Below are 26,617 nucleotides of genomic sequence, written 5' to 3'. Positions count from 1 at the left end.
AGCCTCCCGCCCATGGCCGTTGAACCTGCCCTGCTTGATTGGCTGCTGGATTCGGACCCTGCACTGCGCTGGCAGGTGGAGCGCGACCTCGCCGGCGCCGCGCCCGAGGTGTGGCAGGACAGCCGCAAACGCGTTGCCCGCGAAGGCTTCGGCGCCCGGCTGATCGCCCGGCAGGATCCGGACGGCCAATGGGCAGGCGGCGCGTATTTCCCTGCCGGGCATGATTTCGCATCCGAAGAACCCGGGCAGCCTTGGACAGCCACCACCTGGTCGCTCAATGCCCTGCGCGAATGGGGCCTGGACGCCGGTGCCTTGGCGGGCACCGCGGAACTGCTCGAGGCCAACAGCCGCTGGGAATACGACAACCTGCCCTATTGGGGCGGCGAAGTGGACTGCTGCATCAACGCCTACACGCTGGCCAACGGGGCTTGGCTGGGGGCGGATGTTTCCGGGCTGGCCCGCTGGTTCGTGGAGCACCGGCTGCCCGACGGCGGCTGGAACTGCGACTGGGTGGAAGGCTCCACGCGCTCGTCCTTCCACTCCACGATCAACTCCCTCAAGGGCCTGCTGTACTACGAACAGGCCGGTTTCGGCAGCGGAGACCTGACCGCGGCCCGCCGTGGGGGCGAGGAGTACCTGCTGGAACGGCGCCTGCTGTACCGCTTGTCTACTGGGGAGCAGGTGGCACACTGGGCCAGCCATTTCGCCTACCCGTTCCGCTGGTTCTACAGCGCGCTGAACGCGGCGGACTACTTCCGTGCCGCGGCGCTCCACGACGGCACGGAACCCGATCCGCGCCTTGCCGACGCAATCGACATCATCCGTGCCGCCCGCGGTCCGGACGGTCGCTGGATCCAGGAGCTGCGCCATCCCGGCGAGGCCTGGTTCGAGGTGGACGTGCCGGCCGGCGAGCCTTCCAAGTGGCTCACTTTTTATGGCACACGTGTGCTGGCATGGTGGGAAGCGCGCTAGATCCCGGTTGTTAACAAGCCGCCAGGCTGTTGGGCAGCGGGACCGGCGAAATCGTTGACAACCGACAACCATCGGGCGTATTGTCGACAATCGACAGGGAGTATCGTCGACAATCGACGATCTGCACGCCCCCAACATCTGGAGGAAAAGATGGCATTCGAAAACAAGCCGAAGTTCGTCACGTTCGACATGAACGGAACGCTCATCAAGTTCGCGATCAATGACGCCATGCGTGAGGTCCTGGGCGAGCGGCTTCCGGCCGAGCTCGCCGATGAGTACCTGCGGATCTGCAAGGCGTACCGGATCGACGAGTGCATGGGCGACTACAAGCCGTTCCACCAGATCGTCGCGAACTCAATGGAGCGCGCCTCACGCAAGGTCGGCCTGGAGTACCGCGAGGACGAAGCGCGCGAGGTGTACGAGCGGATCCCCACCTTCGGCCCCTACCCAGGCGTCACCGAGGCCCTGAACCGCCTGGCGGAGGCTGTCCCGCTTGTCATTATCACCAACAGCGACACCGCGCAGGCTGAGCGTCTGGCGGAGAACCTCAAGGCTCCCTTCGAGGTGGTCATCACGGCCGAGCAGATGGGCTGCTACAAGCCGCGCCTCGCCGCGTTTGACTACCTTTTCGAGAAGCTCGGGGTGACCCCGGACGAGCTCGTGCACGTCTCCGCGAGCCCAATGTACGACCACCGCTCCGCGGCCGTTATGGGCATCAAGAATAAGGTCTATGTAGACCGGGGCTTCGAGCAGGATGAGCACTGGCTCGGCTACGAGCGGATCACTGACATCGCCGATCTCCCCGTCCTCTTTGGCTTGCCGCGTCCTGCTTCCTAAGCGGAGAAGAGAGACAGTGATGCGCAGAAAGGCAGTAGCGGCATGAGTCTGCCACTACCTCAAACCGTAAAAGGCGACACGGCCTCAGAGCGGCTCCAGGCCCTGGGCCTGGAGCTGCCCGAGCTCGACGGCAACGCCTACTTCGTCCACCACCAGGCGGTGGACGGGAGCATCCATATCTCGGGACAACTGCCTTACAAGGATGGTGTGCTGCTGGGCCAGGGCATCGTCGGCCGGGACGTGGACCTGGAGATGGGCAAGGAGCTCGCGCGCCATGCGGCGCTCAACTGCCTTGCCGCCGCTGTGCAGGCGGTGGGAGAGCTGGACCGGGTCCGGATCGTGCAGATGCTGGTCTTCGTGGCCAGCCCGCCGGACTTCGGCCTGCAGTCCCAAGTCGCCAACGCCGCCAGTGAATTGCTCATCGAGGTCTTGGGTGAAAACGGGCGGCACGCCCGCACCGCAATCGGTGCCGCCGGCCTGCCGCTGAACACTCCTGTGGAGATCCAGATGATCTGTACAGCCGTTTAGGGCGGACGTGTTGGCGGCAAATTCATGAGGAGAACAAACGTGAACCGTATTCAGGGAGCACTCAGCGCCCTCGTCGGGCGGGTTGACACCCCTGCGCCGATCGTTCTGGTCGACGTGATGCAGGACAACATCGATCGCATGCAAGGCTTCGCAGCCCAGCATGGCCTCGACGTCAGGCCGCACGTGAAAACACATAAGTGTGTCGAAATCGGCCGTCGCCAGGTCAAAGCCGGAGCTGTCGGAATCACCGCAGGAAACGTTGGTGAGGCCGAAGTGTTCGCCGCGGCAGGCTTCGACGATATTTTCATCGCTTACCCGATCTGGCCTTCGGGAACGAAAGGCCTGCGGATCCGCAAACTTGCCGTCACCACCCGCTTGCGGGTCGGCGTCGACAATTTCGCCGCTATAGATGCCCTTGCCGATGCGATGGGAACTGAAGCCGATCGGCTGCAGGTCGTGATCGAGGTCGACTGCGGTGCGCGTCGTTCCGGTGCGCCGCCCGAGGCCGCCGGCGACCTCGCAGCCGCTGCCCGCAAGCGCGGACTTGTGCCGGTGGGTGTCTTCACCTATCCAGGTCACGGCAGCTCCAGCCGGGACGCGCGCAGGCGGGCCGCCATGGACCAGGACGCCGCCCTGACCACCGCAGTGCGCAGCTTCAACGCGGTTGGGATCAGCGCAGAGGTGGTCAGTGCGGGCTCCACACCCACCGTTGAATACTCCACCAGCAGCGTGATCACCGAGATCCGCCCGGGTGAGTACGTTTTCAACGACTTGAACAACGCCAGGCTCGGAGCCTGCACGGAAGACCAAATTGCCCTGTTCGTTGCCGGCACAGTGGTCAGCGACTGGGTTCCAGGGCAGGTCATTCTCGATGTAGGCACCAAAGCCCTAAGCCGCGAAGGCAATCCCGAAATCGGCTACGGCGCCGTCCCCGGCACGTCAGCAGTCCTGTCCAAGCTCAACGAATATCACGGGTTTCTCCCGCTGCCGGCCGGCGATTTCCGCCCCGGCATCGGCACCGTTCTCCCGATCGTGCCGAACCACGTCTGCCCGGTCGTCATCAATTTTGAGGAATTGATTGTCACGGACAGCACGGGCTCGTCGCTGGAGCGGTGGCGGGTGGACGCCCGGGGCTTTCTTAGCTGATCCGTCCTAGACGGGGCGCCGGTCCCGGGGTCGGCAAACCAAGCAATACATCACGAAGGAGTGACCATTATGAGACTAGATAAGACCACAGCCGTGGTAACCGGAGCCAGCAGCGGAATCGGGGAAGCAGTAAGTTCCCACTTCCGCCGCGAAGGAGCCCGGCTGCTCCTCACCGGCCGCCGGGAGCACCTCGAGAGCGCCCGGCCGGATGATCTGTACTTCCCTGGAGACCTTAACGACGAGGCCTTCGTCGAAAGCCTGGCGCGCCAGGCGGCCGAGTCGTTCGGCACCGTGGACGTCGTGGTTCTCAACCACGGCCTGCAGGTCAGCGGCCCGCTCACGGAGATGGCCTACGAGGACGCGAAGAACGTGTTGCACAGCAACCTGCTCAGCGCCTTCCTGATGATGAAGCATTTCGCGCCCCTGATGCCCGCCGCGGGAGGCTCGTTCGTCCTGGTCAGCTCCAGGCTCGGCATGGTCGGCAAGCCCGATGAAGTCCTGTACTCCGCGGCCAAAGGCGGCCTCATCATGCTTGCCAAGGGCGCCGCGATCGAGTGGGCCCCGCGCAACATCCGCGTCAATGTCGTCGCCCCGGGCCTGACGGTCACACCCGTCATCGAGGCATCTTTTCAGCGCCGGGCCGATCCCGAGGCCTACCGCCGCGAGCGTGAGGGACAGATCCCGCTCCAACGCCTCGCCACGCCCGAGGAGATCGCCGACGCTGTGCTCTTCATGGCGTCGTCAGAATCCTCCTACATCACCGGAGCGGTCCTTCCCGTCGACGGTGGATACACCGCTTTTTAGAGAGGGACAAACAATGACAGCCCTGGCGGCAACACCCCGAAACGGAGAGCTCGGCTTCTGGATGGCCGGACTTGCGGACAAGAGGCCCTCGTACCCCCGCTTCTCAGGCGGTGACTCAGTAGACCTGGCGATCATCGGTGGCGGTTACACAGGCCTTTGGGCTGCGTACTTCGCCAAGAAGCTCGAGCCGTCACTTTCGGTCGCGGTTTTTGAGGCAGAGCAGCTCGGCTACGGCGCCTCCGGACGGAACGGCGGTTGGCTATCGGCCATGCCTCCAGGAAACCGTGCCACGTTTGCCAACGCCTCCGGGGGCGGGGTGGAGGCGAGCCGTGCGTTACAGCAGGAGTTTGTCGCCGGCGTCGATTCCGTCCTGGATATTCTTCAGGCCGAGGGCATCGACGCCGACCAGAACAAGGGCGGCGCGCTCGTCGCTGCCCACACTGAGGCGGGTTTGGGCCGGCTGGTAGGCAGGCGTGACGCTGATTGGAAATACGGGTTGAGCGAAGACGATGTCTATTTGCTCGACCGGGACGAGTTCCAGAACAAGATCAACATCTCCACAGTCCACGGCGGGCTCTTCTACAGGCACTGCGCCCGGATTCAGCCAGCCAAACTTGTCTACGGTCTCGCTGACACTCTGGCTTCCATGGGCGTGGGCATCTATGAAGGCAGCCGGGTTGGCAGCATCGACGGCTCGACGCTCACCCTGGCCAATGGGAGCCGGGTGACCGCGGCGAAAACGTTCATTTGCACCGAGGGATACTCCGGACAACTGCTTGGCAGCAGGACGCTGATACCCATCAACTCCTCGATGATCGTGACCAAGCCGTTGTCGGAGGACGCATGGCAGCAGATCGGCTGGAACGGGCTTGAGTGCCTTAGCGACTCAGCACACACTTTCGTCTACTCGCAGCGAACGGCGGACGGCCGCATCGCCATCGGCGGCCGGGGAGTGCCGTACCGCTACGGTTCGGGCACAGGGGGAGCTGGCTCAACTGCCCAGTCCACAATTGACCTGATCTCTACAAAGCTTCGCTCCTTCTTCCCCGGAATCCCGTTCGAGGTGGACCACGCCTGGTCCGGAGTTTTGGGCGTCACCCGTGACTGGAACGGCGGCGTGCATTGGGATCCGGCCTCCGGGATCGGATCCTCCACCGGCTACGCAGGGCATGGTGTCACAGCTGCCTACGTGGGTGGCAGGACCCTCGCAGAGTTGGCTTTCGAACAGGAAACGGAGCGCACAACACTTCCCTGGGTCGGGTATCGCGCGCGGAACTGGGAGCCTGAGCCCATCCGCTGGCTAGGTGTTCACGGCATGTACCGCCTCTTCGGATTTGCAGACCAATGGGAAGAGCGCAGGGATTCCACCAAGACCTCTCTGCTGGCCCGATTCGGCAGCAGGCTCGCCGGACTTCACGAGTAAGGGAGATTTGGCAACATGGACGCAAAACTTGCCGTCATCGGCCTCGGCGGCATCGGCAGCATGGCGCTCTGGCAGGCCTCCAAGCTGTCCGGCTCGGTCGTCGGCTTCGAAGCCGCAACCCCGGCCCACGGCCGCAGCGCCGTGGGCGGGGATACCCGCCTGTTCCGGATGATCTACACCGGGAACCCCGGTTTCTACCCCATCATGGAGCGGTCGCGGAGCCTCTGGGCAGAACTCGAGGCCGATACCGGGCAGGAGATCCTCACGCCCACGGGCGGCCTGTCCATCGGGACGGAGAACGGCAGTTACATCACCAGCGTCCTCGAAACGGCACGCACTACGGGTGCCGATTACAAGGTCCTCAGCCACGAGGATCTGGCGGAACGCTACCCCCAGCACAACCTGCGCCCCGAAGACATCGCCGTCTATGACCCCCGGGCGGGCGTTCTGCGCACCGACCGGGCGGTCACCGCCGCCGTCGCGGCGGCCCAGGCCAACGGCGCCACCGTGCATCAGAACACCCCCGTGGACAGCATCACCGAAACGGAACAGGGCGTCGTCGTCATGTCCGGCGACAGGAGATGGACGTTCGAGAAGGTCATCGTCGCCGCGGGCGGCTGGGCTCAGAAGCTCATGCCCGAGTACCTCAAGGCTGCTGTGGAGACCAAGCGGCTCATCCTGACCTGGTTCGTCGCCAAGGACGGCGCGCAGTTCTCGCCGGAGAACTTCACCACCTTCAGCCGGGTGTACGAGAACCGCTCCATGTACGGGGCACCTGCCGTCGATGGGGTGACGGTCAAGGCAACATTGGACGGGCGCGGCAGGGCAACCCCCAACCCCGACTCCGTGCCCAGGGACCTCACGCCGGAGGAAATCGCAGAGACCACAGAAACCGTCATGGAGTTTCTCCCCGGCCTTATCCCCACCATTGTCCGCTCGGATGCCTTCCCTGAGCTCTACACCCGGGACAGGAGTCCCCTCCTCGGCTGGATGGAAGAGAACAGCCGGATCTACTGTGCTGCCGGATTTAGCGGGGGCGGCTTCAAGAACGCCACCGGCTTTGGCCACGTCGCCGCCAACGAAGCACTTGGCAAACGCCACTTCACCGGACTGGACTTCATGCGTCCGGAACGGTTCAACACGAACTACTAACCCACCCGACTATCAACTGAAAGCGTGACATGACTGTCTCTTTTGACCCCAGCAGCCTCAACACCGGACTGTTTATCGACGGCGCCTGGCGACAAACCACGAATGCGGCCACCTTCCCGGTGGAGAACCCGGCCACCAACGAAGTCATCGCCCAGGTGGCTGACGGCGGCCCGGACGATGCAGCCCACGCCATCGAGGCCGCCGGCCGTGCCCAGGCAGAGTGGGCGAAATCAACTCCCCGCGTCCGCGCCGACATCCTGTACCGTGCCTATGAGCTGGTTGTGGCCAACACCGACCGGCTTGCCGCAATCATGACCGCGGAAATGGGCAAGCCGCTCGCCGAGGCCAGGGGCGAGGTGGCCTATGGCGCTGAGATGCTTCGCTGGTTCTCCGAGGAAGCCGTGCGCGTGGGCGGGGACCACGCCACCTCCGTGGACGGCGGCACCCGTGTCATGGTGACCAGGGAACCGGTCGGTCCCTGCGTACTCGTCACGCCGTGGAACTTCCCGCTGGCCATGGGAACCCGCAAGATCGCCCCGGCAGTCGCCGCGGGCTGCACCATGGTCTTCAAACCTGCCGCGCTGACGCCGCTGACGTCCCTCGCGCTGGTGGACATCTTCCGGGAGGCAGGCCTTCCCGACGGCGTACTGAACGTTGTCACGACGTCGCGTGCTTCCAGCGTGGTGGGGACGTGGATGGGCAGCGGCATTGCCCGCAAGGTCAGCTTCACAGGCTCCACCGAGGTCGGCAAGGCCCTGCTGCGCCAGGCGGCCGACAACGTCATGCGTTCCTCGATGGAACTGGGCGGCAACGCCCCGTTCATCGTCCTGGCCGACGCCGACATCGAAAAGGCCGTCGACGGCGCCATGAAGGCCAAGATGCGCAACATGGGCGAAGCCTGCACCGCCGCGAACCGTTTCTTCGTCCACCGCTCCGTAGTCGAGGAGTTCGGGGAGAAGTTCGCGAAGAAGATGTCTGAACTTCAGGTGGGCAATGGAGCGCATCCCGGTACGCAGGTCGGGCCGCTGATCGAACAAAAAGGCCTGGACAAAGTGCACGCGCTCGTTACCGACGCTCTCACCAAGGGTGCCCGCGTCCTTACCGGCGGCATGCTCCCCGGGGGACCAGGCTACTTCTACGCGCCAACCGTCCTGACCGACGTGCCTGCCAATGCCGTGCTGATGAGCGAAGAAATCTTCGGGCCCGTCGCCGCCATCACCGCCTTCGACAGCGAAGACGAGGTCCTCCGCATGGCGAACGACACTGAGTGGGGTTTGGCCGGATACGTCTACACCCAGGGCATGGACAAGGCCCTGCGGTTCTCGGAGGAGCTGGAAGTGGGCATGGTCGGCATCAATACCGGGCTCGTCTCCAACCCCGCAGCACCCTTTGGCGGGATCAAGCAGTCCGGCCTTGGACGGGAAGGCGGCAAGGTCGGCATCGAAGAATTCCTGGAGATCAAGTACACCGCCATAGCCGTCTAGGTAGTGCCCGGCCGGATCTCCGGGCCACGGAGATCTGGCCGATATAATCGACAATCGACGAAGAGAGGCGGCGACATGGACGACAAGTTCACGTGGCACGAGCAGCGCACCACCACGCCGGATGGTGTCTACCGCGTCCTGCGCACCGCCATCCTTGACGGAACGGTGCCCCCCGGCGGTCAGCTGCGCGAAACCCGCATTGCCACGGACCTCGGGATCAGCCGGTCACCGTTGCGGGAAGCACTCACCCGGCTGGAGGAGGAAGGGCTGGTCGAACGGATCCCCTTCCGTGGATCGTTTGTTGTGGAGGTGAGTGACCGAGAAGTCGCCGAAATCGCCGCAATCCGCGTGCTTGTCGAGCCCTACGCCGCCGAGCTCTCAGCGGAAACGCTGCGGGGTCCTGAGCGGGACCGGCTGATGCAAACCGTCGAGGAATTGCACCGGGCCACGGAAACGAACGATATTCCTGCCAGTATTGACGCGCACCTTCGCTTCCACAGGCTGTTCTACGACTTCTCGGGGAACAGCGCCCTGCAAAATATGTGGAATGGCTGGGAGACCAAGCTGCGCCTTTACCTCGCGGTTGACCATCGCACGTACAGCGACCTGCACGACATAGCCGTCGAGCATGAAAAACTGGCTTCAATGGTGGTGGACGGCGACATGGACGGCTTCCGTCAGGAACTGGCCAGCCAATTCCAAAATGCACTAGGGGCTGGGCTCTGACCAAGGTTGGACGCGACCCCCGGGCCCAAGCTTCCTAGTTCGGCAGCCCGTCCGTGTACTGCAGCGCGATCCACAGTTCGGCGCGCACCTGGGCGTCGTTGAGGTCCCGGCCCAACAGCTCGCCCACCTGGCCGATCTGCCGTCGGACGCTGTTGCGGTGCAGGCCCAGGCGCTTGGCGGATCCGTCCCAGCTCCCGTTCTCCGCCAGCCAGCCGCGCAGGACAGTCAGCAGCGGGTCCCGCTTCCCGGCGTCGAGCGCCAACACCGGCTCCAGCAGGCGGGCGGCGAGCATGGTCCCGGCCTCCCGGCCGAGCAGTCCCGTGACGCTCCAGCTGACCTCGTCCACTCGGGCGCTGCGCCCGCTGGACTGCACCTTCGAGCGCAGTGATGACACCCGCTGGTAGGCGGAAGGCAGGCTCCCGAGTTCCGCGGCGTCGCCGATCGCCAGGCGCCAGCCAAGCTTCTCGACCTCGGAAACGAGGGCATCGTCCACCTTCAGCCGGGTCACGGCGGCGAAGCCGTAGTCCGTGATTTCGACGAGCTTGGTGTCGAACAGGCGCCGCCACTGCAGCAGCTCGCGCACCGGGCTGTCACCGGCCGGCCAATCGGGGGAGTCGGACTTGATGCCCTGGACCACGCGGACGGCGGCGGAGCGGCTGGAGGACAGGCTCTGCGCCAGCAGGTCCTTGAGGCCGTTGACGTGCCGGGTGCCGCCTGAGGACAGGCTGTCCGGGTGCAGCAGCAGCGCCGTCGCGAGCTGGCTGGGCGCGAGCGAACCGCTGGTGCGCTGCCGGACGAGCAGCTCCAGCAGGCCCACCACCGACTGCACTACGTTGTTCTGCGCGGGCGTGAGGGCATCGTCGGAGCCCAGGACCAGCGCCCCCAGGTTGGCGTCCTTAGTGCTGCGCAACGGGTGGCCGAACACCAGCGCCGAGCCCGGATGTTCGAAGCTGTCCATCTCCACGCGCGGACCGCTACCGGAGAGCAGGCGCTGCAGCATCGGTTCCAGGAGTGAAAGCTCGACGGCGGTGCTGCCGCCGGCGCTGGCGCTGTGCGCCCGCGCCCGGACCCGTCCGTCGGCCCCGAACAGCAGCGCCCACACCGGCACCCGCTGCACCAGGGCGGCCAGGAGCTCGTGTTCGGGTCGGGGGGAAAGGACCGCCCGCATCAGCTGCCGGTTGATCTCCGCGAGCTGGCGGAACACCCGGGCGTTGTCCGATTCCAGCAGCTGCGAGAATTCCAGGCCGATCGCTGCGAAGGGAATGGACTCGGGGATTTCGATCAGGGTGAGGCCGTGCCAGCGGCAAGCCTCGAGCAGGCTCTCGGGGACCTCGTCAAAATAGGGACGGACGCCGAAGCCCAAGGCCCGCACTTTCGCCTCCACCAGGCGCCGGACGTAGGCGTCGATGCGTTCCGGGGTGCCGCCGTCGCCCCTGAAGGGCAAACCGGCGGTGAGCAGGAACTCGCCTTCGGGGACATACGGCGTGGGGTCTTCGAGTTCGCTGGGTTCCACCCATCGCAGCGGTTCCGCTTCTCCGTTGCTCCGGCCGCCGTTGTGGAGGATCCGCATGCCTGCCGGTAGCTGGGCGAGGAGCTGTTCCAGCGTAACCGCGCCCAAAGGCCCTTGCGGTGGCGTGGGCGAAGGGGCACCGGCTGCCGTGTCGGACGCCCCGCCAGCAGCCGGGTCCTCGGGTGCATTACGTCTCATGTAAGTTGACTATAGGTCACTTTGCACCAACTTGAGAGCTGGCTCACAAGATAGCGTTGACCGAGGAAAGCGCAACGACTTCGAAGGGACGTCAACGGTGACTGTGTCCGCCAACCCCGCAACAAAGGCCCCCGCCGGCAAGCCCGGCCTCGGCGCGCAGTTGCTGCGCCGCAAGCCGATCAACCAGATGGTCGAGGAGGCCGGCAACGGCGAAGGCGGCGCCCCGCTGCGCCGCAGCTTCGGCGTCCTGCAGCTGACCATGATCAGCGTCGGCGCCACCCTGGGCACCGGCATCCTGGTGATCCTCGGCGAATCCGTGCCGCTGGCCGGCCCCGCCATCTGGATCTCCTTCGTAATCGCCGGATTCGCGGCCCTGCTCTCGGCCGTGTCCTACGCCGAAATGGCCGGACTCGTCCCGGTGGCCGGGTCCTCCTACTCCTACTCGTACGCCACCATGGGCGAAGGGATGGCCTGGATCTGCGGCTGGTGCCTGGTCCTGGAATACGCCGTGTCCGTGGCCGCCGTGGCGGTGGGTGCGGGCCAGTACGTGAACGAAACGCTCGGCGCCTTCGGCCTGTCGCTGCCGGACGCCCTCGCGCTGGCTCCGGCCGAGGGCGGAGCGGTGAACATTTCCGCCGTGGTGATCGTCCTGCTGGCCATGGTGCTGCTGGTGCGGGGCGCCCGCGAAAGCGCCTGGATCAACACCGCGATCGTCGTCATGAAGGTGGGCATCCTTGTCTTCTTCTGTGCCGTGGCCTTCACGGCCTTCAACGCCGGTAACTTCGAGCCCCTGATGCCCATGGGCGCCGCCGGTGTCTCCGCCGCAGCCTCCCGGGTGTTCTTCTCCTACATCGGCTTCGACGCCGCCTCCACGGCCGGTGAGGAAGCGAAGAACCCCAAGCGCGACCTGCCCCGGGCCATCATGCTCTCCATGGTGATCGTCACCAGCATCTACGTCCTGGTGGCCGTGGCCGCCATCGGCGCCCGCCCCTGGGGCTGGTTCGACGGTACCGAAGCCGCCCTGGTGCAGATCCTCGAGGAGACCACCCACCAGCCGTGGATCGCCCTGGTGTTCGCCGTGGGCGCCGTGCTGGCCATCGCCAGCATCGTGCTCACCGTCCTCTACGGACAGACCCGCATCCTGCTTTCCATGTCCCGTGACGGGCTCGTGCCCAAGGTCTTCGGCCGCGTCTCCCGCCGCACCGGCACTCCGGTGGCCGGAACCCTGATCGTGGGCATCGCCGTCGCGCTCACTGCAGGCTTCATCCCGCTCGGGGCGCTCGCGGACGCCACCAGCATCGGCACCCTCTTCGCCTTTGCGCTGGTGAACGTGGCCGTGATCTACCTGCGCCGCAACCGTCCGGACCTCAAGCGCAACTTCCGCGTCCCGCTGTATCCCTTCACCCCGATCCTGGGCACCCTGATGTGTGCCTACCTGATGGCCAATCTCGGTGCCGAGACCTGGCTGGTGTTCGGGGCGTGGATGCTCGTTGGGATCGCCCTCTACTTCGGCTATGGGCGCCGCAACTCGAAGGTAGCCGCCCTCAGCGAGCAGGACTACCGTGAACTATCCGCCGGGGCCACCGACTTGGAAGCCGACCCTGAAACCGCGAAGGCAGGACTCTGATGACCACCGCCACCGAACTGCCCGCAACCAGGGCCGACGAGGCCGCGAGGCCGGCAGCCGCACCGATCACCATGCTGAACCCGGACTTCCCTTTCAGCTACGACCACTACCTGCAGCACCCCGCAGGCCTGGGCAGCGTCCCGGAGGAGCTGTACGGAACCGAGGTGGCCGTCGTCGGGGCCGGGGTGTCCGGGCTGGTCACCGCCTACGAACTGATGAAGCTCGGCCTCAAGCCTGTGGTCTACGAGGCCGACCAGATCGGCGGGCGACTGCGCACCGCGTCCTTCCCGGCCGCTCCCGGCGTGGTGGCGGACCTGGGCGGCATGCGCTTCCCGGTCTCCAGCAAGGCCCTGTACCACTACATCGAGCTGCTCGGCCTCGAAACCCAGGACTTCCCCAACCCGCTGGCGCCGCCCACCTCCAGCACCGTGATCGAACTCAAGGGCGAGAAGTTCTACGCCGAAACGGCCGGGGACCTCCCGGAGTTCTTCCACGAGGTGGCCGAGGCCTGGCGGGCCGCGCTGCGCGAGGACGCCCGCTTCGAGGAAATGCAGGAAGCCATCAGGGCCCGCGACACGGCCCGCATCAAGGAACTGTGGAACGGGCTGCTGGAGGACTTCGACGAGGAGACCTTCTCCGGTTTCGTAGCCAAGAGCCGGGCTTTCAAGGAAGCCGGCTTCGCGCACCGCGAGGCCTTCGGCCAGGTGGGCTTCGGCACCGGCGGCTGGGACACCGACTTCCCCAACTCCATCCTGGAAATCCTCCGCGTGGTCTACACCGACGCGGACGACCACCACCGTGGCATCGCCGGGGGAGCGCAGCGGCTGCCGGAGGCACTCTGGAACCACAAGCCGACGCGAAGCGGCGATTCGGGCATGGCCCACTGGCCGGAAGGCACCTCCCTGGCGTCCCTGCACTCCGGTTCGCCGCGCGGCGCCGTGGCGGGGATCGCCCGCGTGAAGGACGACGACGGCGCACCCACCCCGCGGATCGCCGTCACCGAGCGCTGGGGCCGGACGAGCGAGTACGCCGCCGTGGTGACCACCTGCCAGTCATGGCTGCTCTCCACCCGGATCAAGACCGAGGAAGCCCTGTTCCCGGCGGAGCTGTGGACCGCGATCGAGCGCTCCCACTACATGCAGTCCTCCAAGACCTTCGTGATGGTGGATCGCCCGTTCTGGAAGGACCGCGACCCGCAGACCGGCCGGGAAGTCATGTCCATGACCCTGACCGACCGCCTCACCCGCGGCACCTACCTGCTGGACAACGGCCCGGACCAGCCCGCCGTCATCCTGCTTTCGTACACCTGGAACGACGACGCCCTCAAGTGGCTGAGCCTCGACGCCGAACAGCGTGCCGACCTCATGATCCACTCGCTGGAGCAGATCTACCCGGGCCTGGACATCCGCAGCCACATCGTGGGCCAGCCGATCACCGTGTCCTGGGAGTCCGACCCCAACTTCATGGGCGCCTTCAAGGCCAACCTGCCGGGCCACTACCGCTACCAGCAGCGGCTCTACACCCACTTCGAGCAATCCGGGCTCGAGGCTGGCCACCGTGGCATCTTCCTGGCCGGCGATGACGTCTCGTGGACCGCCGGCTGGGCCGAAGGTGCCGTGACCACCGGCCTGAACGCCGTGTGGGGCGTAGTGAACCACCTGGGCGGCGCCTCTTCCCCGGGGAACCCCGGGCCGGGTGAACTGCTGGCGGAGTACGGCCCGGTGAGCCTGGACTAGGCTCGCCTTAACGTTGCGGGGCCTGCTTTACGCCTTTTGGAACCCTCAAAGGACGTAAAGCAGGCCCCGCATTTTGCTTAAGCGTGCATCTCCCGGTGGGCCGCCGCGAGCTCCATGTAGTGGGCGGCATTGTGCTTGACGCCGTCGAACTCCTCGTCGCTGAGCTCCCGGCGGACCTTCGCCGGGACGCCTGCCACGAGGGAGCGGGGCGGGATGACTGTTCCTTCGAGCACCACGGCGCCCGCGGCCACGAGCGAGCCGCTGCCGATCACCGCGCCGTTGAGGATGGTGGCGCTCATGCCGATGAGGCAGTCGTCCTCCACCGTACAGCCGTGCACGACGGCGGAATGGCCCACGCTGACCCGCTCGCCGACGGTGCACGGGAAGCCGGGGTCGGCGTGCAGCACCACGTTGTCCTGCAGGTTCGAACCCGCGCCTACGCGGATCGCGGCGGTGTCCGCACGCACGGAAACGCCGTAGAAGGCGCTCGCGTTTTCGGCCAGGCTGGCCTTGCCGATGATCGACGCGCTCGGTGCCACGAAGGCGGTTTCATGGATCTCCGGGGTGTCCCCGGCGAAGGTGTAAATGGGAGCCATGCAGGCAAGCCTAGTCCCCGCCGCCGCTCTGCGGATTGTGACCAGCCGGCGTCCGCAGCACCAGGAACTGGTAGTGCTGCGTCCATTGCCCGGCGCCCGGCCCGGACTCGGCACCCTCGCCTTCCGGCCACGTTTCGAAGTGCTCCACTGTGCTGTGCCGGCCGAAGATCTCCCGCACGGCGGCGTCGCTGCGGCGGCTGAAGAAGCGCCGCGGTTCGATGTCGTCCTCAGGGTTCAGGAGCTCTTCGTCGTCACCCGACCAGAGCCCGACGGCGATCGGCGCACCCGGTGCGGTGACCCGCACGAGTTCGCGGACGACGTCGTCGATTGCGCGGTTCGGCACGTGCAGCAGGGTGCTCATGGTCCACGCCGCCGGGAACGAGTTATCGGCGAAAGGCAGCGCCCGGCCGTTCGCTACCGAGGCGTCAAGGCCCTTGGCCCGGGCCAGACGGACGCTTTCCTCCGAGAGGTCCACGCCGCAGTAGTGCAGCCCCGCCTGCACGAATCCGAGGCCGTCGACGCCGGAGCCGCAGCCAAGTTCCAGCAGCGAGTGCCGCTGTTCGGACTTGAGCAGTCCGATGAACCACTCCCGGCAGGCCACCCGCCGGCTCGTCAACGGACGACTGTCGCGGGCCGCGGCCTCGCGGTTGTAGTACACCGCAAGGTCCGCCTCGTAGCTGCCAGGTCCGTGGTTGCCGTGTTCAGGGCTGCCTCGTTCAGGGCCGCTGCGCCGTCGTTCCCCGTCCATGGCTCAAGGGTAGTCCTCCGGTGCTAGTTGAAGACGACCGTCCGGGTGCCGTCCAGCAATACCCGGTGCTCGGCGTGCCACTGCACGGCCTGCGCCAGGGTGCGGCCTTCCACGGCCCGGCCCATCTGCACGAACTGTTCGGCGGTGCGGGCGTGGTCCACCCGGATGACTTCCTGTTCGATGATCGGGCCTTCGTCCAGGTCCGCGGTGACGTAGTGGGCGGTGGCGCCGATGAGCTTCACGCCGCGCGCGTGGGCCTGGTGGTAGGGCTTGGCGCCCTTGAAGGACGGCAGGAAGGAATGGTGGATGTTGATGGCCTTGCCGTTGAGTGCGGTGCACAGTTCATTGGACAGCACCTGCATGTAGCGGGCGAGCACGGTGAGTTCGACGTCGTGCTCCTTGATCAGCTCGAGCAGCTGCGCCTCCGCCTGCGGCTTGGTGTCCGCGGTGACGGGAACGTGGTGGAAGGGGATGCCGTAGAACTCGGCCAGGCCTTCGAGGTCCCGGTGGTTGGAGACGATGGCCGGCACGTCGATGGGCAGGGTGCCGCTGCGCTGCTGGAAGAGGAGGTCGTTGAGGCAGTGGGCATCCTTGGAGCCCATGATGAGCGTGCGCAGCTTCCGGCCCACGGGGTTGATTTCCCAGTTCATGCCGAACTCCGCGGCCACCGGTTCCAGGGCCGCAGACAGCCCGGCCTGGGTGGACGATGTGGTGGCCTCCACCCGCATGAAGAAGTTCCCGGTGGTGGGGCTGCCGTACTGCTGGGAATCGGCGATGTTGCAGCCTGCCTCAAGCAGGGCGCCGGCCACGGCGTGCACGATTCCGGGACGGTCCGGGCAAGAGAGGGTCACAACAAAAGACGCGGGAAGGGCGGAGTCAATCACCGGACAAGCCTACCGTCGCACGCCTGCTGTACTGTTAATGCCGTCGCGACTGGCGTTGGGTGGTGAACCACCAGGGAGCGGCAAGAACGAAGACCACGGATCGTACGCCTGGGCCGAGGGTCATGTTTTGCCTTTTGGCCCGGCTACGCCTCATTGATTACATGGCCCGTAATTATGAGGCATTCCGGATATGCCAGACGGTAGCCTGACCTGTGAGTAGTACCACGTTGCCTAACCAGGAGATCTTTGTGTCGACCAACATCACCTCCGCGACCATCAGCAACCAGCCGCTAGCCGAACTCGACCCCGAGATCGCAGCCGTCCTGGAACAGGAACTCGGCCGCCAGCGCGGCACCCTGGAAATGATCGCCTCCGAAAACTTCGCCCCCCGCGCCGTCATGGAAGCACAGGGTTCCGTGCTTACCAACAAGTACGCCGAAGGTTACCCGGGCAAGCGCTACTACGGCGGCTGCGAATACGTCGACATCGCCGAGCAGCTGGCCATCGACCGCGTGAAGGCCCTCTTCGGCGCCGAGTACGCCAACGTCCAGCCGCACTCCGGCGCCCAGGCCAACGCCGCCGCACTCTCCGCCCTGATCAACCCGGGCGACAAGATCCTCGGCCTCTCCCTGGCCCACGGCGGCCACCTGACCCACGGCATGAAGCTGAACTTCTCCGGCAAGCTCTACAAGGTTGCGGCTTACCAGGTGGAGGAAGACACCTTCCGCGTGGACATGGACAAGCTCCGCGAGCAGGCCATCGCCGAAAAGCCGCAGGTCATCATCGCCGGCTGGTCCGCCTACCCGCGCCACCTTGACTTCGCCGCCTTCCGCTCCATCGCCGACGAGGTCGGCGCGCTGCTCTGGACGGACATGGCCCACTTCGCCGGCCTGGTCGCAGCGGGCCTGCACCCGAGCCCGGTGCCGCACTCCGACGTCGTCACCTCCACCGTGCACAAGACCCTCTCCGGCCCGCGCTCCGGCGTGATCCTGGCCAAGGAGCAGTACGGCAAGAAGATCAACTCCAACGTCTTCCCGGGCCAGCAGGGCGGTCCGCTGATGCACGTCATCGCCGCCAAGGCCGTGGCCTTCAAGATCGCCGCGGGCGAAGAGTTCAAGGAACGCCAGCAGCGGGTCCTGGAGGGCGCTAAGATCATCGCCGACCGCCTGGCCCAGTCCGACGTCGCCGACGCCGGGGTTTCGGTCCTCACCGGTGGCACCGATGTGCACCTGGTCCTCGTTGACCTGCGCAACTCCCAGCTGGACGGCCAGCAGGCCGAAGACCTCCTGCACTCGGTGGGCATCACGGTCAACCGCAACGCCGTGCCGTTCGACCCGCGCCCGCCGATGGTCACCTCCGGCCTGCGCATCGGCACCCCGGCCCTGGCCACCCGCAGCTTCGGTGCCGCCGAGTTCACCGAGGTCGCTGACATCATCGCAACCGCGCTGGTAAAGGGCACCTCCGGCAGCGTCGATATTGAGGCCCTCCAGGCGCGCGTCGACAAGCTGGCCGCCGACTTCCCCCTATACCCCGAGCACGAACAGTGGTGACCCCATCCATGACACAGACCGCGAAGATCCTTGACGGCAGGGCAGCTTCGGCCGCCATCAAGGCCGAACTAACGGAACGGGTCGCGGCGCTCAAGGCGCGCGGCATCACTCCGGGCATCGCCACCGTGCTGGTCGGCGCGGACCCGGCCTCCCAGCTGTACGTGTCGATGAAGCACAAGCAGTCGCACGAGATCGGGATGAACTCGATCCAGCGCGAGCTGCCCGAGGACGCCACCCAGGAGCAGGTCGAGGCCCTCATTGACGAGCTCAATGCGGACCCCGCCTGCCACGGCTACATCGTCCAGCTGCCGCTGCCCAAGCACCTTGACACGGACGCGATCCTGGAACGGATCGATCCGGACAAGGACGCCGACGGCCTGCACCCGACCAACCTCGGCCGCCTGGTGCTCAACGTCAACGGCGAGATCACCTCGCCGCTGCCGTGTACGCCCCGCGGCGTCATCGAGCTCCTGCAGCGCAACGGTTACGACCTGAACGGCAAGCATGTGGTGGTGGTGGGCCGCGGCGTGACCATCGGCCGCTCCATCGGGCTGCTGCTGACCCGGCGTGAAATCAACGCCACGGTCACCCTGACCCACACCGGCACCAGGAACATGTCGGAACTGCTGCGCCAGGCCGACGTCATCGTGGGCGCTGCCGGTTCCAAGCATGTGGTCAAGGCCGAGGACGTCAAGCCGGGCGCCGCGGTGCTCGATGTCGGCGTCACCCGTGAAACCGACCCGGAGACCGGCAAGAGCCGCGTCCACGGCGATATCGACCCCGCCGCCGCCGAGGTGGCCGGCTGGATTTCGCCGAACCCGGGCGGCGTCGGTCCGATGACCGTCGCCCTGCTCATGACCAACGTGGTCGAAGCCGCGGAACGGGCAGCAGCCAAGGCCTGAGAAGCACGTAAACCGGACGCGCAGCTGTGCGTCCACCCGCCCGGACGACGGCGGCAGCCAACCCGGCTGCCGCCGTCGCCGTTTCCGGGCAGCTAGCGTCCGTCCTACTTCAGTTGACCGCGGATCTCACCACCCGGGAACGTCGGGGTGTGCACGTTGACATAGTAGGCGCGGGGGCTGGCCGCGATCGCCGCCAGGACCGCGGGGTCCGCAGTGGTGCAGGCTTCGTGGGTCCAAGTGGTTCCGCTGCCCACGGTGAGGGGCACCAGCACCGGGCCTGGGACGCCGCGCGGAGCCAGGTGGATGTGGGCCGCGACCGCCGGGGCGGAAAGGTTACGCGCCGTCAGCGTGTAGCAGAGTTCCCCGCCGTCGATCGTGTAGCTGAAGAAGCCGCTGGCTCCGGTATTCGAGCCCGTGGTTTCCTGTTCGGTGTTCAGCGGGATCGCCGGGATCCCTCCCGGATTCGCGGTGGCGGCACCGGCACCCCCGGCCACCAGGGCAGCGATGACGCCCAGCACGGCGAGTGGTTTGAATGTGCGGATTGCTGGCATTTCTGGTCCTCCTTGCAGATAAGCGCTGTTGCTTACCGGAAGTCCCCCAACGTTGACCACGGTACGCCGGGGCGGGCCCGCACAACAGACACAACGGCTCGCATCGGGCCCGGCGCCTACTCCCTGCGGAGTAGGCGGCTTGCTCCCTGAACCGGACGACGGCGGCGGCTCCGGGGGCTAGGCTCGGAGCATGCAGCGCGGTTTCAGCGGCGGACGCGGTTTCCACCACGGTTTCGGCGGGGGCCCGGGATTCGGCAGGCGCAAGGGGCCGCCCACGTCCTTCATCGCCATCGCGGTGGCACTGATCCAGGTAGTCGGGACGGTCTTCGCCGCCAGCCATCAGGACGGCGCCCGGCCCCTGGACGCCTTCGCCTTCGTGCTGCTCCTTGCCGGTCCTGCCGCGTTTCTGCTGCGCCGCCGGATGCCGGTGCTGATGCTGCCCCTGACCTTCGCCGCAGCCCTTGCCTACGTCCTGGCCGGCTACCCCTGGGGTCCCGTGGTGGTGTCCTTCGCGGTGTCCCTGCTGCTGACCGCCGCCGCGGGCCTGAGCTGGCTGGCCTGGCTCGGCGCCGGCAGCGCGGCAGCCACCGTGCTGCTCTGGTCCCTCCTGGGTGGCGACGAGGCCTGGCCGCTGCGCTCCGCCGCCGCTGGGGCCTGGGCGGCCATACTGGTGCTGCTGGGCGAGGGGCTCCGGCGGCGCAGGGAGCAGATCGCAGAGTACCGCCGCAGGCGCGCGGCAGCCGAGCAGGCCGAGCGTGACGAATACCGGCTCACCCTCGCCCGGGACATCCACGACGTCGTGGCCCACTCCCTGTCGATGATCAACGTCCAGGCCTCCGTGGCGCTGCACCTGGGCGCGAACGAACCCGAGCGGCTCCGGCCGGCACTTGAGGCCATCAAGGCGGCCAGCAAGGAATCCCTCGCAGAGGTCCGGCAGTTGCTGGGAGTGCTGCGCGAAGATGCCCCGCTGCACCCCGGGGCCCGGCCCGGCCTGGACCGGATTCCGGAGCTGGTGGAGCACGCACGGCTGGCCGGGCTGCGGGTTGACCTGGAGGGTCCTCCGGAGCTGCCCGGAGCCGGGGAACCCCAGCAGGAAGCGGCCTACCGGGTGGTCCAGGAGGCGCTGAGCAACGTCCGCCGGCACTCCGGTGCGTCGGCCGCCGTCGTGCGCCTTGCGCTTGCCGGGAACACGCTGGAGGTGACGGTCGACGACGACGGCGCGGGCCTGGACTGGTCGAAGCAGGGCGGGGCGGCACCTGGCAACGGGCTCACCGGGATGCGGGAGCGGGTGGAAGCCCTGGGCGGCAGCCTCGCCCTGCTGCCGCTCGACCCCGGGCTGCGGGTGGACGCACGGATCCCCCTGAACCCGGAGAGGGCTGAACCATGATCCGCATCCTGCTGGCCGACGACCAGACACTCATCCGAGCCGGCTTCCGGGCCCTGCTGGACGCGGAACCGGACATGCAGGTGGTGGGCGAGGCCGGTACCGGAAGGGACGTCGTCGCGCTGGCCGTGCGCGAGGCGCCGGACGTCGTGCTCATGGACATCCGCATGCCCGACGGCGACGGCCTGGACGCCACCCGCCGGATCATGGCGGAGCCGCGGCTTGCCGGAACCCGAATCATCATCCTCACCACCTTCGAGCTGGATGAATACATCGCCGAAGCGGTCCGCGCCGGTGCCGCCGGTTTCCTGCTCAAGGACACCGAGCCGGCGGAGCTCATCCGTGCCGTGCGTGTGGTGCACGACGGCGACGCACTCCTTTCGCCCTCGGTGACCCGCCGCATCATGGCCCAGTTGGCCCTGCACAGCCGGGCGGCCGTGGAGCCGGTGGCCCTTCAACAGATCACCGGAAGGGAGCGGGAAGTGCTGGCGCTGGTGGGCGAAGGGCTGAACAATGCCGAGATCGCCGGGCGGCTCTTCATCACGCCGCTCACCGCGAAGACCCACGTCTCGCGGATCATGAACAAGCTCATGGTCCGGGACCGGGCCCAGCTGGTGGTCCTTGCCTACGAATCAGGCCTGGTCCGGCCCGGCTGGAGCAACTGAAGCCCGGCTGGAGCAACTGAAGTATCCGGCGGTCTCCCGGGGGAGTAGGCACCGGCCCCGGATTGCCTCCCTGGGGCAGACGTTTTCCGGCGGCCCGGAAAACAGACTGGATACAGAGCCGGGAAAAGGCTCGGACGGCCCGCAAAACCCGGACCCGACCGCCAAGAGTTTGGACCCTGACATGTTGACATCACTGAGCGCCCTAGTCGCCGCCCACGGGCCGTGGGACGGAGGAGGCTTCTGGCCGTTGTTCCTGCTGATTCCGCTCTTCTGGATCCTGCTGATCGGCTTCTTCATCTTCTTTGCCCGCCGCAGCTGGCGGCACAACCACCACTGGGCCGCCACCCAGGGAGCCGAAGGCGTGCTGCGTGAACGCTACGCCCGCGGCGAGATCGACGAAACCGAGTACCGCCAGCGCCTTGAAGTGCTGCGCGCGAATCCGAAGTAGCGCGCACATTCTGCTGGATCACACCGCCGATCCCGCCATCTGGCCCTTGGAACCAGGAGGTTCCGGGGCCAGACGCTTGCGGTGATCCAGCAGAATGCGCGCCGGCCCAACCCGTCGGGCATTCCAGGAAGGATTGTTCCGGAAAGTTGTGCAATAGCTCTTTCACGTTTTTCGCGGCTCAACTAGTGTGCTGAGGGTGCACAATGAAGCCACCCGTTCCGCAACCACTCCAGCAAGTGCCCGCATGAACCCTGATGCTGTGATCCGCGCCGAGCAGCTGCGCAAGAATTACGGTGACGTCGCCGCCGTCGACGGCATCTCCTTCGAGGTGCCGCCGGGGGAGTCGTTCGGCCTCCTCGGCCCCAACGGCGCGGGCAAGTCCACCACCATGAAGATGATTGGCGGCGTCTCGCAGCGCAGTTCCGGGAAGCTGAGCATCATGGGCCTGGACCCGGACGTGAACGGCCCCGAAGTCCGCGCACACCTGGGCGTGGTGCCGCAGCAGGACAACCTGGACGAGGAACTGAAGGTCCGCGAAAACCTGATCGTCTACGGCCGCTACTTCGGCCTGCCGCTGAGCTACCTGCGGCCCAAGGCGGACGAGCTGCTGGAGTTCGCGCAGCTGACGGACAAGGCCAAGTCCCGCGTGGATGCGCTCTCGGGCGGCATGAAGCGGCGGCTCACCATCGCGCGCTCGCTGATCAACGAACCCAAGATCCTTCTCCTGGACGAGCCCACCACGGGCCTTGACCCGCAGGCGCGGCACATCCTCTGGGACCGGCTCTTCCGGCTCAAGGAGCAGGGCGTCACGCTGATCCTCACCACGCACTACATGGACGAGGCCGAACAGCTGTGCGACCGGCTGATCGTGGTGGACAAGGGCCGGATCATGGCCGAAGGTTCGCCCGCCTCGCTGATCCGGGAGCACTCCACCCGGGAAGTCCTGGAGCTGCGCTTCGGTTCAGAACGCAACGCCACCATCGGCGCCGAACTCCAGGGCGTCGGTGAACGGCTGGAGACCCTGCCGGACCGCGTCCTGATCTACACCGACGACGGCGAATCCGCCGCTGAGCAAGTCTCCGCCCGCGGCCTGCACCCGCTGACGTCGCTCGTGCGCCGCTCGTCGCTGGAAGATGTCTTCCTCCGCCTGACCGGACGGAGCCTCGTTGACTAGCGGAACGGACAAGCAGTTCCCGACGGCGGCCGCCGCCCTGCGCGCGCACCCGCCTGCCGTCTCGGCCGCCCGGGCCCGGCGCTGGGGCTCCTTCTTCTACGCCGAACAGGTGCTGCGGGTGATGCGCGGCTACTCCTGGTCCTTCATCATGTACAGCATCGCCCAGCCGGCGGCGTACCTCTTCGCCATGGGCGTCGGCCTGGCCACGCTCGTGGACGCCAACGGGGCCGCGGCGTTCGGCGGGGTGAGCTACCTGCAGTTCATCGCGCCGGCACTGATCGTCTCGTCGGCGGTGATGACGGCGTCGGGAGAGTTCTCCTACCCGATCATGGACGGCTTCAAATGGCGGCGGGTTTTCTACGGCCCGCACGCCTCGCCGCTGGTGCCGCAGCAGATCGCCGCAGGCCACGTGATCGCCGTGACCCTGAAATTCCTCCTCCAGTCAGTGGCCTACTTCGTGATCGTCGCCTTGTTCGGCGGGGCACCCGGGGCCTGGGGCTGGATGTCCGCACTGGTGGCCACGCTGGCCGGGCTCTCCTTCGGGCTCCCGCTCATGGCCTACGCCTCCAGCATCATCAAGGACAGTGGCCAGTTCGCCCTGGTGCAGCGCTTCATCGTGGTCCCGCTGTTCCTGTTCTCCGGGACGTTCTTTCCCCTGGATTCCCTGCCCGTGGCCGTGCGCTGGATCGGCTGGATCTCCCCGGTGTGGCACGGCACTGAGCTGGGCAGGGTTTTCACCTACGGCATGGAGGAGAACCCTGTGCTCACGGTGGTCCACGTGGCCTACCTGCTGGCCGCGGCCGGCGCCGGCTGGATCCTGACCCGGCGGCAGTTCGTGAAAAGGATGGGGCAATGAGCACTCTCGCATCCGGACGTGGCGGGGTCCCGGGCGGGCCGCACAGCGTCACCGAGGCCGCCCGGCGGCGGAAGTTCGGTGCCCTCTATTCGCGCAACGTCCAGGCCGTCGTCGCGCGCGGCCTCATGGCCGCCAAGTCCAGCACCTGGCTGATCCTTGTCTCGGGATTCTTCGAACCGGTGCTGTACCTGATCGCCATGGGCGTGGGACTCGGCTCGATCGTCGGTGACGTGGAAGGCCCGGGCGGGCAGATGATCAGCTACGCGGCGTACATCGCGCCGGCCCTGTTGGCCGTCTCCGCCATGAACGGCGCCGTCTACGACTCCACTTGGAACGTCTTCTTCAAGATGAACTTCGCCAAGCTGTACCAGGGCATGCTCTACACGTCCCTGGGCCCGCTGGACGTGGCCATGGGCGAGATCTTCCTGGCACTGCTCCGCGGGCTCCTTTACGCCACGGGATTCACCGCGGTGATGGGCGTGATGGGACTGCTCACCACGTTCTGGGCGGTGCTGATGATCCCGGCCTCGCTGCTGATCGCCTTCGGATTCGCGAGCCTGGGCATGGGCATCACCAGCTTCATGAAGACCTTCCAGCAGATGGACTGGATCAACTTCTTCATGCTGCCGATGTTCCTGTTCAGCGCCACGTTCTACCCGTTGAGCGTCTACCCGGAAAGCATCCAGTTGTTCATCCAGGCCATGCCCCTCTGGCATGGCGTGGAGCTGCTGCGGCAGATCAGCGTGGGCGCCTTCAGCCCCGCCACCGCGGTCCACATCGGCTACTACCTGGCGATGATCCTGATCGGGGTATCGCTCACCACGGGCCGGCTGCGCAAGCTGTTCCTGAAGTAGCCGCACTTTTTGGACCCGGACCGGCCAGCAACACCGAGGGAAAGGATCAGTGGAATGTCATTTCAGGCATACCTGGACGCGATAGAGGACAAAACAGGCCTCACGCCCCGCCAACTCGTCGAGCTGGCGCGGGAACGCGGCTTCGATGCACCAGGCACCAAGGCCGGGACGATCGTCGACTGGCTGAAGGAGGACTTCGGGCTCGGCAGGGGCCACGCCATGGCGCTGGTCCATGTCATCAAGAACGGTCCCAAAATCAGCGACAAACACGTGGGCTCGGGCGGAACCCACAGCGATGCTTCGAACGAGCTCTGGCTCGACGGCAAGGCTACCAAGCCGGCAGGCAGCTGACGCGCCCCCGGCCCCGATCGGCCGTCCGGAAGGCCGTGTTCGCCGGAGGTGGAAGCGGCCAGGGCGGCCTGCGGAGTTTGCGACAATAGGGGAATGCAATCTCTTGGCGACTCTCCGTCCTCCGTTCCGTCACAGTCCCCGGCGCAGGGCCTGTTCAGGGGCTTCCGCATCGGCGGGCTCGGCATGACCGTAGTGCTCATCGCCTTCCTGGTGGCCGTGATCTTCGCTGCCAACCAGAACGACGTGGTGGGCTGGATTGTCGCCGTCATCTCCCTGGGCTGGCTGCTCCTTGCCGCCTTCGTGGTTTTCAGCATCCAGAAGGCCGCGCGCAGGGCCGGCCAGAAGCTCACCGAGGCACAGAATGCCTTCAACGCCGCAGCCGGCCGGGCGCCGTCGTCGTCGAGCGCGGACCACGGAGGCACCCGCGTGGTCTCCGAGCGAAGCGAAGCGGACGAGATCCGCGACCTCAAGCTGGACCACTCCTTCAAGATCGTGCAGGTGCAGGTCCGTGTGATCGAGGACGAGCGCGCCAAGGGCGAGGCGGCCAGCCAGGACACCATCAACCGGGCCTTGGAGACGATCGCCATCACGTCCGCCAACGCGCGGGACATGATCAAGACTCCCGGCGATTCCGGCGAGCCCGTGACCGGCACCATCATCGATTAGAGTAGGCGGGTGAGCTCGGCATTGAAGAAGGATTTCCTTCGCATCGCAACGGTCAACGTCAACGGCCTCCGCGCCGCCTACCGGAAGGGCATGGCCGAATGGCTGGAACCCCGCGAGGTGGACATTCTGTGCATGCAGGAAGTCCGGGCGCCTGACGACGTCGTCCGTCAACTGATCGGCGAAGGCTGGCACATCCTGCATGCCGAGGCCGAGGCGAAGGGCCGCGCGGGCGTGGCCATTGCCTCCCGTCAGGAACCCGTGGCCGCCCGCGTGGGCATCGGGGACGACTACTTCGCCACCGCCGGTCGCTGGGTCGAGGCAGACTACGCCGTCAAGACCGCGGCAGGCGAAGACACCACCCTCACCGTGGTCAGCGCCTACGTGCACTCCGGCGAGGTGGACACGCCCAAGCAGGTGGACAAGTACCGCTTCCTGGACGTCATGGTCAACCGGTTGCCGGAACTGGCCAAGCACAGCGAGCACGCGCTGGTGGTAGGTGACCTGAACGTCGGCCACACCGAGTTCGACATCAAGAACTGGAAGGGCAACACGAAGAGGGCAGGCTTCCTCCTGGAGGAACGTGCCTACTTCGACCGCTTCTTCGGCGAGGAAATCGGTTGGAGGGATGTCCACAGGGGCCTGGCGGGAGCCATTGACGGCCCCTACACCTGGTGGTCCCAGCGCGGCAAGGCCTTCGACACCGACACAGGCTGGCGCATCGACTACCACATGGCCACCCCGGGACTCGCCGACGCCGCCGTCGTGGCGGTCGTGGACCGGGCTGCGTCATATGACACCCGCTTCTCCGACCATGCCCCGCTGGTAGTGGACTACCGGCTCTAAGC

Annotated in this window: 27 protein-coding genes and 1 riboswitch; of the genes, 22 read left to right on the top strand and 5 right to left on the bottom strand. The window is 66.5% G+C overall.

Translation table 11 applies throughout. From position 1 onward, the window contains the following. Window positions 1–12 precede the first annotated feature (12 nt). From ACNQPB_RS12135 to ACNQPB_RS12095, 9 genes are all read left to right on the top strand, one after another. On the top strand, window positions 13–972 hold the full coding sequence (locus ACNQPB_RS12135; protein ID WP_498751985.1) for a prenyltransferase/squalene oxidase repeat-containing protein: 960 nt from the start codon (window positions 13–15) through the stop codon (window positions 970–972). A 150-nt stretch (window positions 973–1,122) separates the two neighbouring features. Continuing rightward, a complete protein-coding gene (locus tag ACNQPB_RS12130) occupies window positions 1,123–1,809 on the top strand; it encodes a haloacid dehalogenase type II (protein ID WP_498751984.1) in 687 nt (228 codons plus the stop codon). Window positions 1,810–1,851: 42 nt separating this feature from the next. Next, window positions 1,852–2,337: a RidA family protein gene (locus tag ACNQPB_RS12125; RefSeq protein WP_498751982.1), complete on the top strand. Its 486-nt coding sequence runs from the start codon at window positions 1,852–1,854 to the stop codon at window positions 2,335–2,337. Between the two features lie 39 nt (window positions 2,338–2,376). Next, entirely contained in the window at window positions 2,377–3,483 is a 1,107-nt protein-coding gene (locus ACNQPB_RS12120; protein ID WP_498751980.1) for an alanine racemase, read from the top strand. A gap of 69 nt (window positions 3,484–3,552) precedes the next feature. Then, entirely contained in the window at window positions 3,553–4,287 is a 735-nt protein-coding gene (locus ACNQPB_RS12115) for an SDR family NAD(P)-dependent oxidoreductase (RefSeq protein ID WP_498751978.1), read from the top strand. Between the two features lie 13 nt (window positions 4,288–4,300). Next, window positions 4,301–5,710: an NAD(P)/FAD-dependent oxidoreductase gene (locus ACNQPB_RS12110; RefSeq protein WP_498751976.1), complete on the top strand. Its 1,410-nt coding sequence runs from the start codon at window positions 4,301–4,303 to the stop codon at window positions 5,708–5,710. A 15-nt stretch (window positions 5,711–5,725) separates the two neighbouring features. Next, the gene (locus ACNQPB_RS12105) at window positions 5,726–6,862 is read left to right on the top strand and encodes an FAD-dependent oxidoreductase (protein ID WP_498751974.1); all 1,137 of its coding nucleotides are present in this window, start codon (window positions 5,726–5,728) and stop codon (window positions 6,860–6,862) included. Between the two features lie 29 nt (window positions 6,863–6,891). After that, complete coding sequence (locus tag ACNQPB_RS12100) at window positions 6,892–8,346, top strand: NAD-dependent succinate-semialdehyde dehydrogenase (protein ID WP_498751972.1); 1,455 nt, start codon at window positions 6,892–6,894, stop codon at window positions 8,344–8,346. Between the two features lie 75 nt (window positions 8,347–8,421). Beyond that, the gene (locus ACNQPB_RS12095; RefSeq protein WP_498751971.1) at window positions 8,422–9,072 is read left to right on the top strand and encodes a GntR family transcriptional regulator; all 651 of its coding nucleotides are present in this window, start codon (window positions 8,422–8,424) and stop codon (window positions 9,070–9,072) included. A 34-nt stretch (window positions 9,073–9,106) separates the two neighbouring features. Here ACNQPB_RS12095 and ACNQPB_RS12090 read toward each other — a convergent pair whose 3' ends face one another. Further along, a complete protein-coding gene (locus tag ACNQPB_RS12090; RefSeq protein WP_498751969.1) occupies window positions 9,107–10,780 on the bottom strand; it encodes a PucR family transcriptional regulator in 1,674 nt (557 codons plus the stop codon). A 187-nt stretch (window positions 10,781–10,967) separates the two neighbouring features. Here ACNQPB_RS12090 and ACNQPB_RS12085 point away from each other — a divergent pair, with 187 nt between their 5' ends. Further along, on the top strand, window positions 10,968–12,407 hold the full coding sequence (locus tag ACNQPB_RS12085; protein ID WP_498752213.1) for an amino acid permease: 1,440 nt from the start codon (window positions 10,968–10,970) through the stop codon (window positions 12,405–12,407). Beyond that, on the top strand, window positions 12,407–14,143 hold the full coding sequence (locus tag ACNQPB_RS12080; RefSeq protein WP_498751967.1) for a flavin monoamine oxidase family protein: 1,737 nt from the start codon (window positions 12,407–12,409) through the stop codon (window positions 14,141–14,143). The genes ACNQPB_RS12085 and ACNQPB_RS12080 overlap by 1 nt, the downstream gene beginning before the upstream one ends. Before the next feature lie 77 nt (window positions 14,144–14,220). Here ACNQPB_RS12080 and ACNQPB_RS12075 read toward each other — a convergent pair whose 3' ends face one another. From ACNQPB_RS12075 to purU, 3 genes are read right to left on the bottom strand one after another with little or no spacing between them, the layout of a single operon-like run. Further along, window positions 14,221–14,739: a gamma carbonic anhydrase family protein gene (locus ACNQPB_RS12075; RefSeq protein WP_498751965.1), complete on the bottom strand. Its 519-nt coding sequence runs from the start codon at window positions 14,737–14,739 to the stop codon at window positions 14,221–14,223. A 10-nt stretch (window positions 14,740–14,749) separates the two neighbouring features. Further along, window positions 14,750–15,487 (bottom strand): class I SAM-dependent methyltransferase, encoded by a 738-nt coding sequence (locus ACNQPB_RS12070; protein WP_498751963.1) that lies wholly within the window; start codon window positions 15,485–15,487, stop codon window positions 14,750–14,752. A gap of 23 nt (window positions 15,488–15,510) precedes the next feature. Then, window positions 15,511–16,371 (bottom strand): formyltetrahydrofolate deformylase, encoded by an 861-nt coding sequence (purU, locus tag ACNQPB_RS12065; RefSeq protein ID WP_498751961.1) that lies wholly within the window; start codon window positions 16,369–16,371, stop codon window positions 15,511–15,513. A 35-nt stretch (window positions 16,372–16,406) separates the two neighbouring features. Beyond that, window positions 16,407–16,492, top strand: a riboswitch (ZMP/ZTP riboswitch). A gap of 127 nt (window positions 16,493–16,619) precedes the next feature. Here purU and glyA point away from each other — a divergent pair. After that, window positions 16,620–17,921 carry a serine hydroxymethyltransferase gene (gene glyA, locus ACNQPB_RS12060; RefSeq protein ID WP_498751959.1) on the top strand — a complete coding sequence of 434 codons (1,302 nt, stop codon included), beginning with the start codon at window positions 16,620–16,622 and terminating at the stop codon, window positions 17,919–17,921. An 8-nt stretch (window positions 17,922–17,929) separates the two neighbouring features. Beyond that, on the top strand, window positions 17,930–18,823 hold the full coding sequence (locus ACNQPB_RS12055; protein WP_498751957.1) for a bifunctional methylenetetrahydrofolate dehydrogenase/methenyltetrahydrofolate cyclohydrolase: 894 nt from the start codon (window positions 17,930–17,932) through the stop codon (window positions 18,821–18,823). Between the two features lie 104 nt (window positions 18,824–18,927). Here ACNQPB_RS12055 and ACNQPB_RS12050 read toward each other — a convergent pair whose 3' ends face one another. Beyond that, on the bottom strand, window positions 18,928–19,374 hold the full coding sequence (locus ACNQPB_RS12050; RefSeq protein WP_498751955.1) for a CHRD domain-containing protein: 447 nt from the start codon (window positions 19,372–19,374) through the stop codon (window positions 18,928–18,930). Window positions 19,375–19,564: 190 nt separating this feature from the next. Between ACNQPB_RS12050 and ACNQPB_RS12045 the strand changes: the two genes are divergently transcribed. From ACNQPB_RS12045 to ACNQPB_RS12005, 9 genes are all read left to right on the top strand, one after another. After that, on the top strand, window positions 19,565–20,761 hold the full coding sequence (locus ACNQPB_RS12045; protein ID WP_498751953.1) for a sensor histidine kinase: 1,197 nt from the start codon (window positions 19,565–19,567) through the stop codon (window positions 20,759–20,761). Further along, window positions 20,758–21,423, top strand: a complete 666-nt coding sequence (locus ACNQPB_RS12040; RefSeq protein ID WP_498751951.1) for a response regulator transcription factor — start codon at window positions 20,758–20,760, stop codon at window positions 21,421–21,423. The genes ACNQPB_RS12045 and ACNQPB_RS12040 overlap by 4 nt, the downstream gene beginning before the upstream one ends. Before the next feature lie 181 nt (window positions 21,424–21,604). Then, window positions 21,605–21,871, top strand: coding sequence for an SHOCT domain-containing protein (locus tag ACNQPB_RS12035; protein ID WP_498751949.1), 267 nt, complete (start codon window positions 21,605–21,607; stop codon window positions 21,869–21,871). Between the two features lie 244 nt (window positions 21,872–22,115). After that, on the top strand, window positions 22,116–23,045 hold the full coding sequence (locus ACNQPB_RS12030; RefSeq protein ID WP_498751947.1) for an ABC transporter ATP-binding protein: 930 nt from the start codon (window positions 22,116–22,118) through the stop codon (window positions 23,043–23,045). Further along, entirely contained in the window at window positions 23,038–23,901 is an 864-nt protein-coding gene (locus ACNQPB_RS12025; RefSeq protein ID WP_498751945.1) for an ABC transporter permease, read from the top strand. Before ACNQPB_RS12030 ends, ACNQPB_RS12025 begins: the two co-directional genes overlap by 8 nt. Further along, complete coding sequence (locus ACNQPB_RS12020) at window positions 23,898–24,755, top strand: ABC transporter permease (protein WP_498751943.1); 858 nt, start codon at window positions 23,898–23,900, stop codon at window positions 24,753–24,755. The genes ACNQPB_RS12025 and ACNQPB_RS12020 overlap by 4 nt, the downstream gene beginning before the upstream one ends. 54 nt (window positions 24,756–24,809) lie before the next feature. Then, a complete protein-coding gene (locus ACNQPB_RS12015) occupies window positions 24,810–25,106 on the top strand; it encodes a DUF4287 domain-containing protein (RefSeq protein ID WP_498751941.1) in 297 nt (98 codons plus the stop codon). A 93-nt stretch (window positions 25,107–25,199) separates the two neighbouring features. Continuing rightward, window positions 25,200–25,772, top strand: coding sequence for a hypothetical protein (locus ACNQPB_RS12010; RefSeq protein WP_498751939.1), 573 nt, complete (start codon window positions 25,200–25,202; stop codon window positions 25,770–25,772). Between the two features lie 9 nt (window positions 25,773–25,781). After that, window positions 25,782–26,615: an exodeoxyribonuclease III gene (locus tag ACNQPB_RS12005; RefSeq protein ID WP_498751937.1), complete on the top strand. Its 834-nt coding sequence runs from the start codon at window positions 25,782–25,784 to the stop codon at window positions 26,613–26,615. Window positions 26,616–26,617 lie beyond the last annotated feature (2 nt).

Origin of the sequence: Curtobacterium sp. LFS079 (genome assembly GCF_047977865.1) — a bacterium.
Classification (GTDB): domain Bacteria; phylum Actinomycetota; class Actinomycetes; order Actinomycetales; family Micrococcaceae; genus Arthrobacter.
This window is presented reverse-complemented; position numbering and strand designations above follow the sequence as displayed.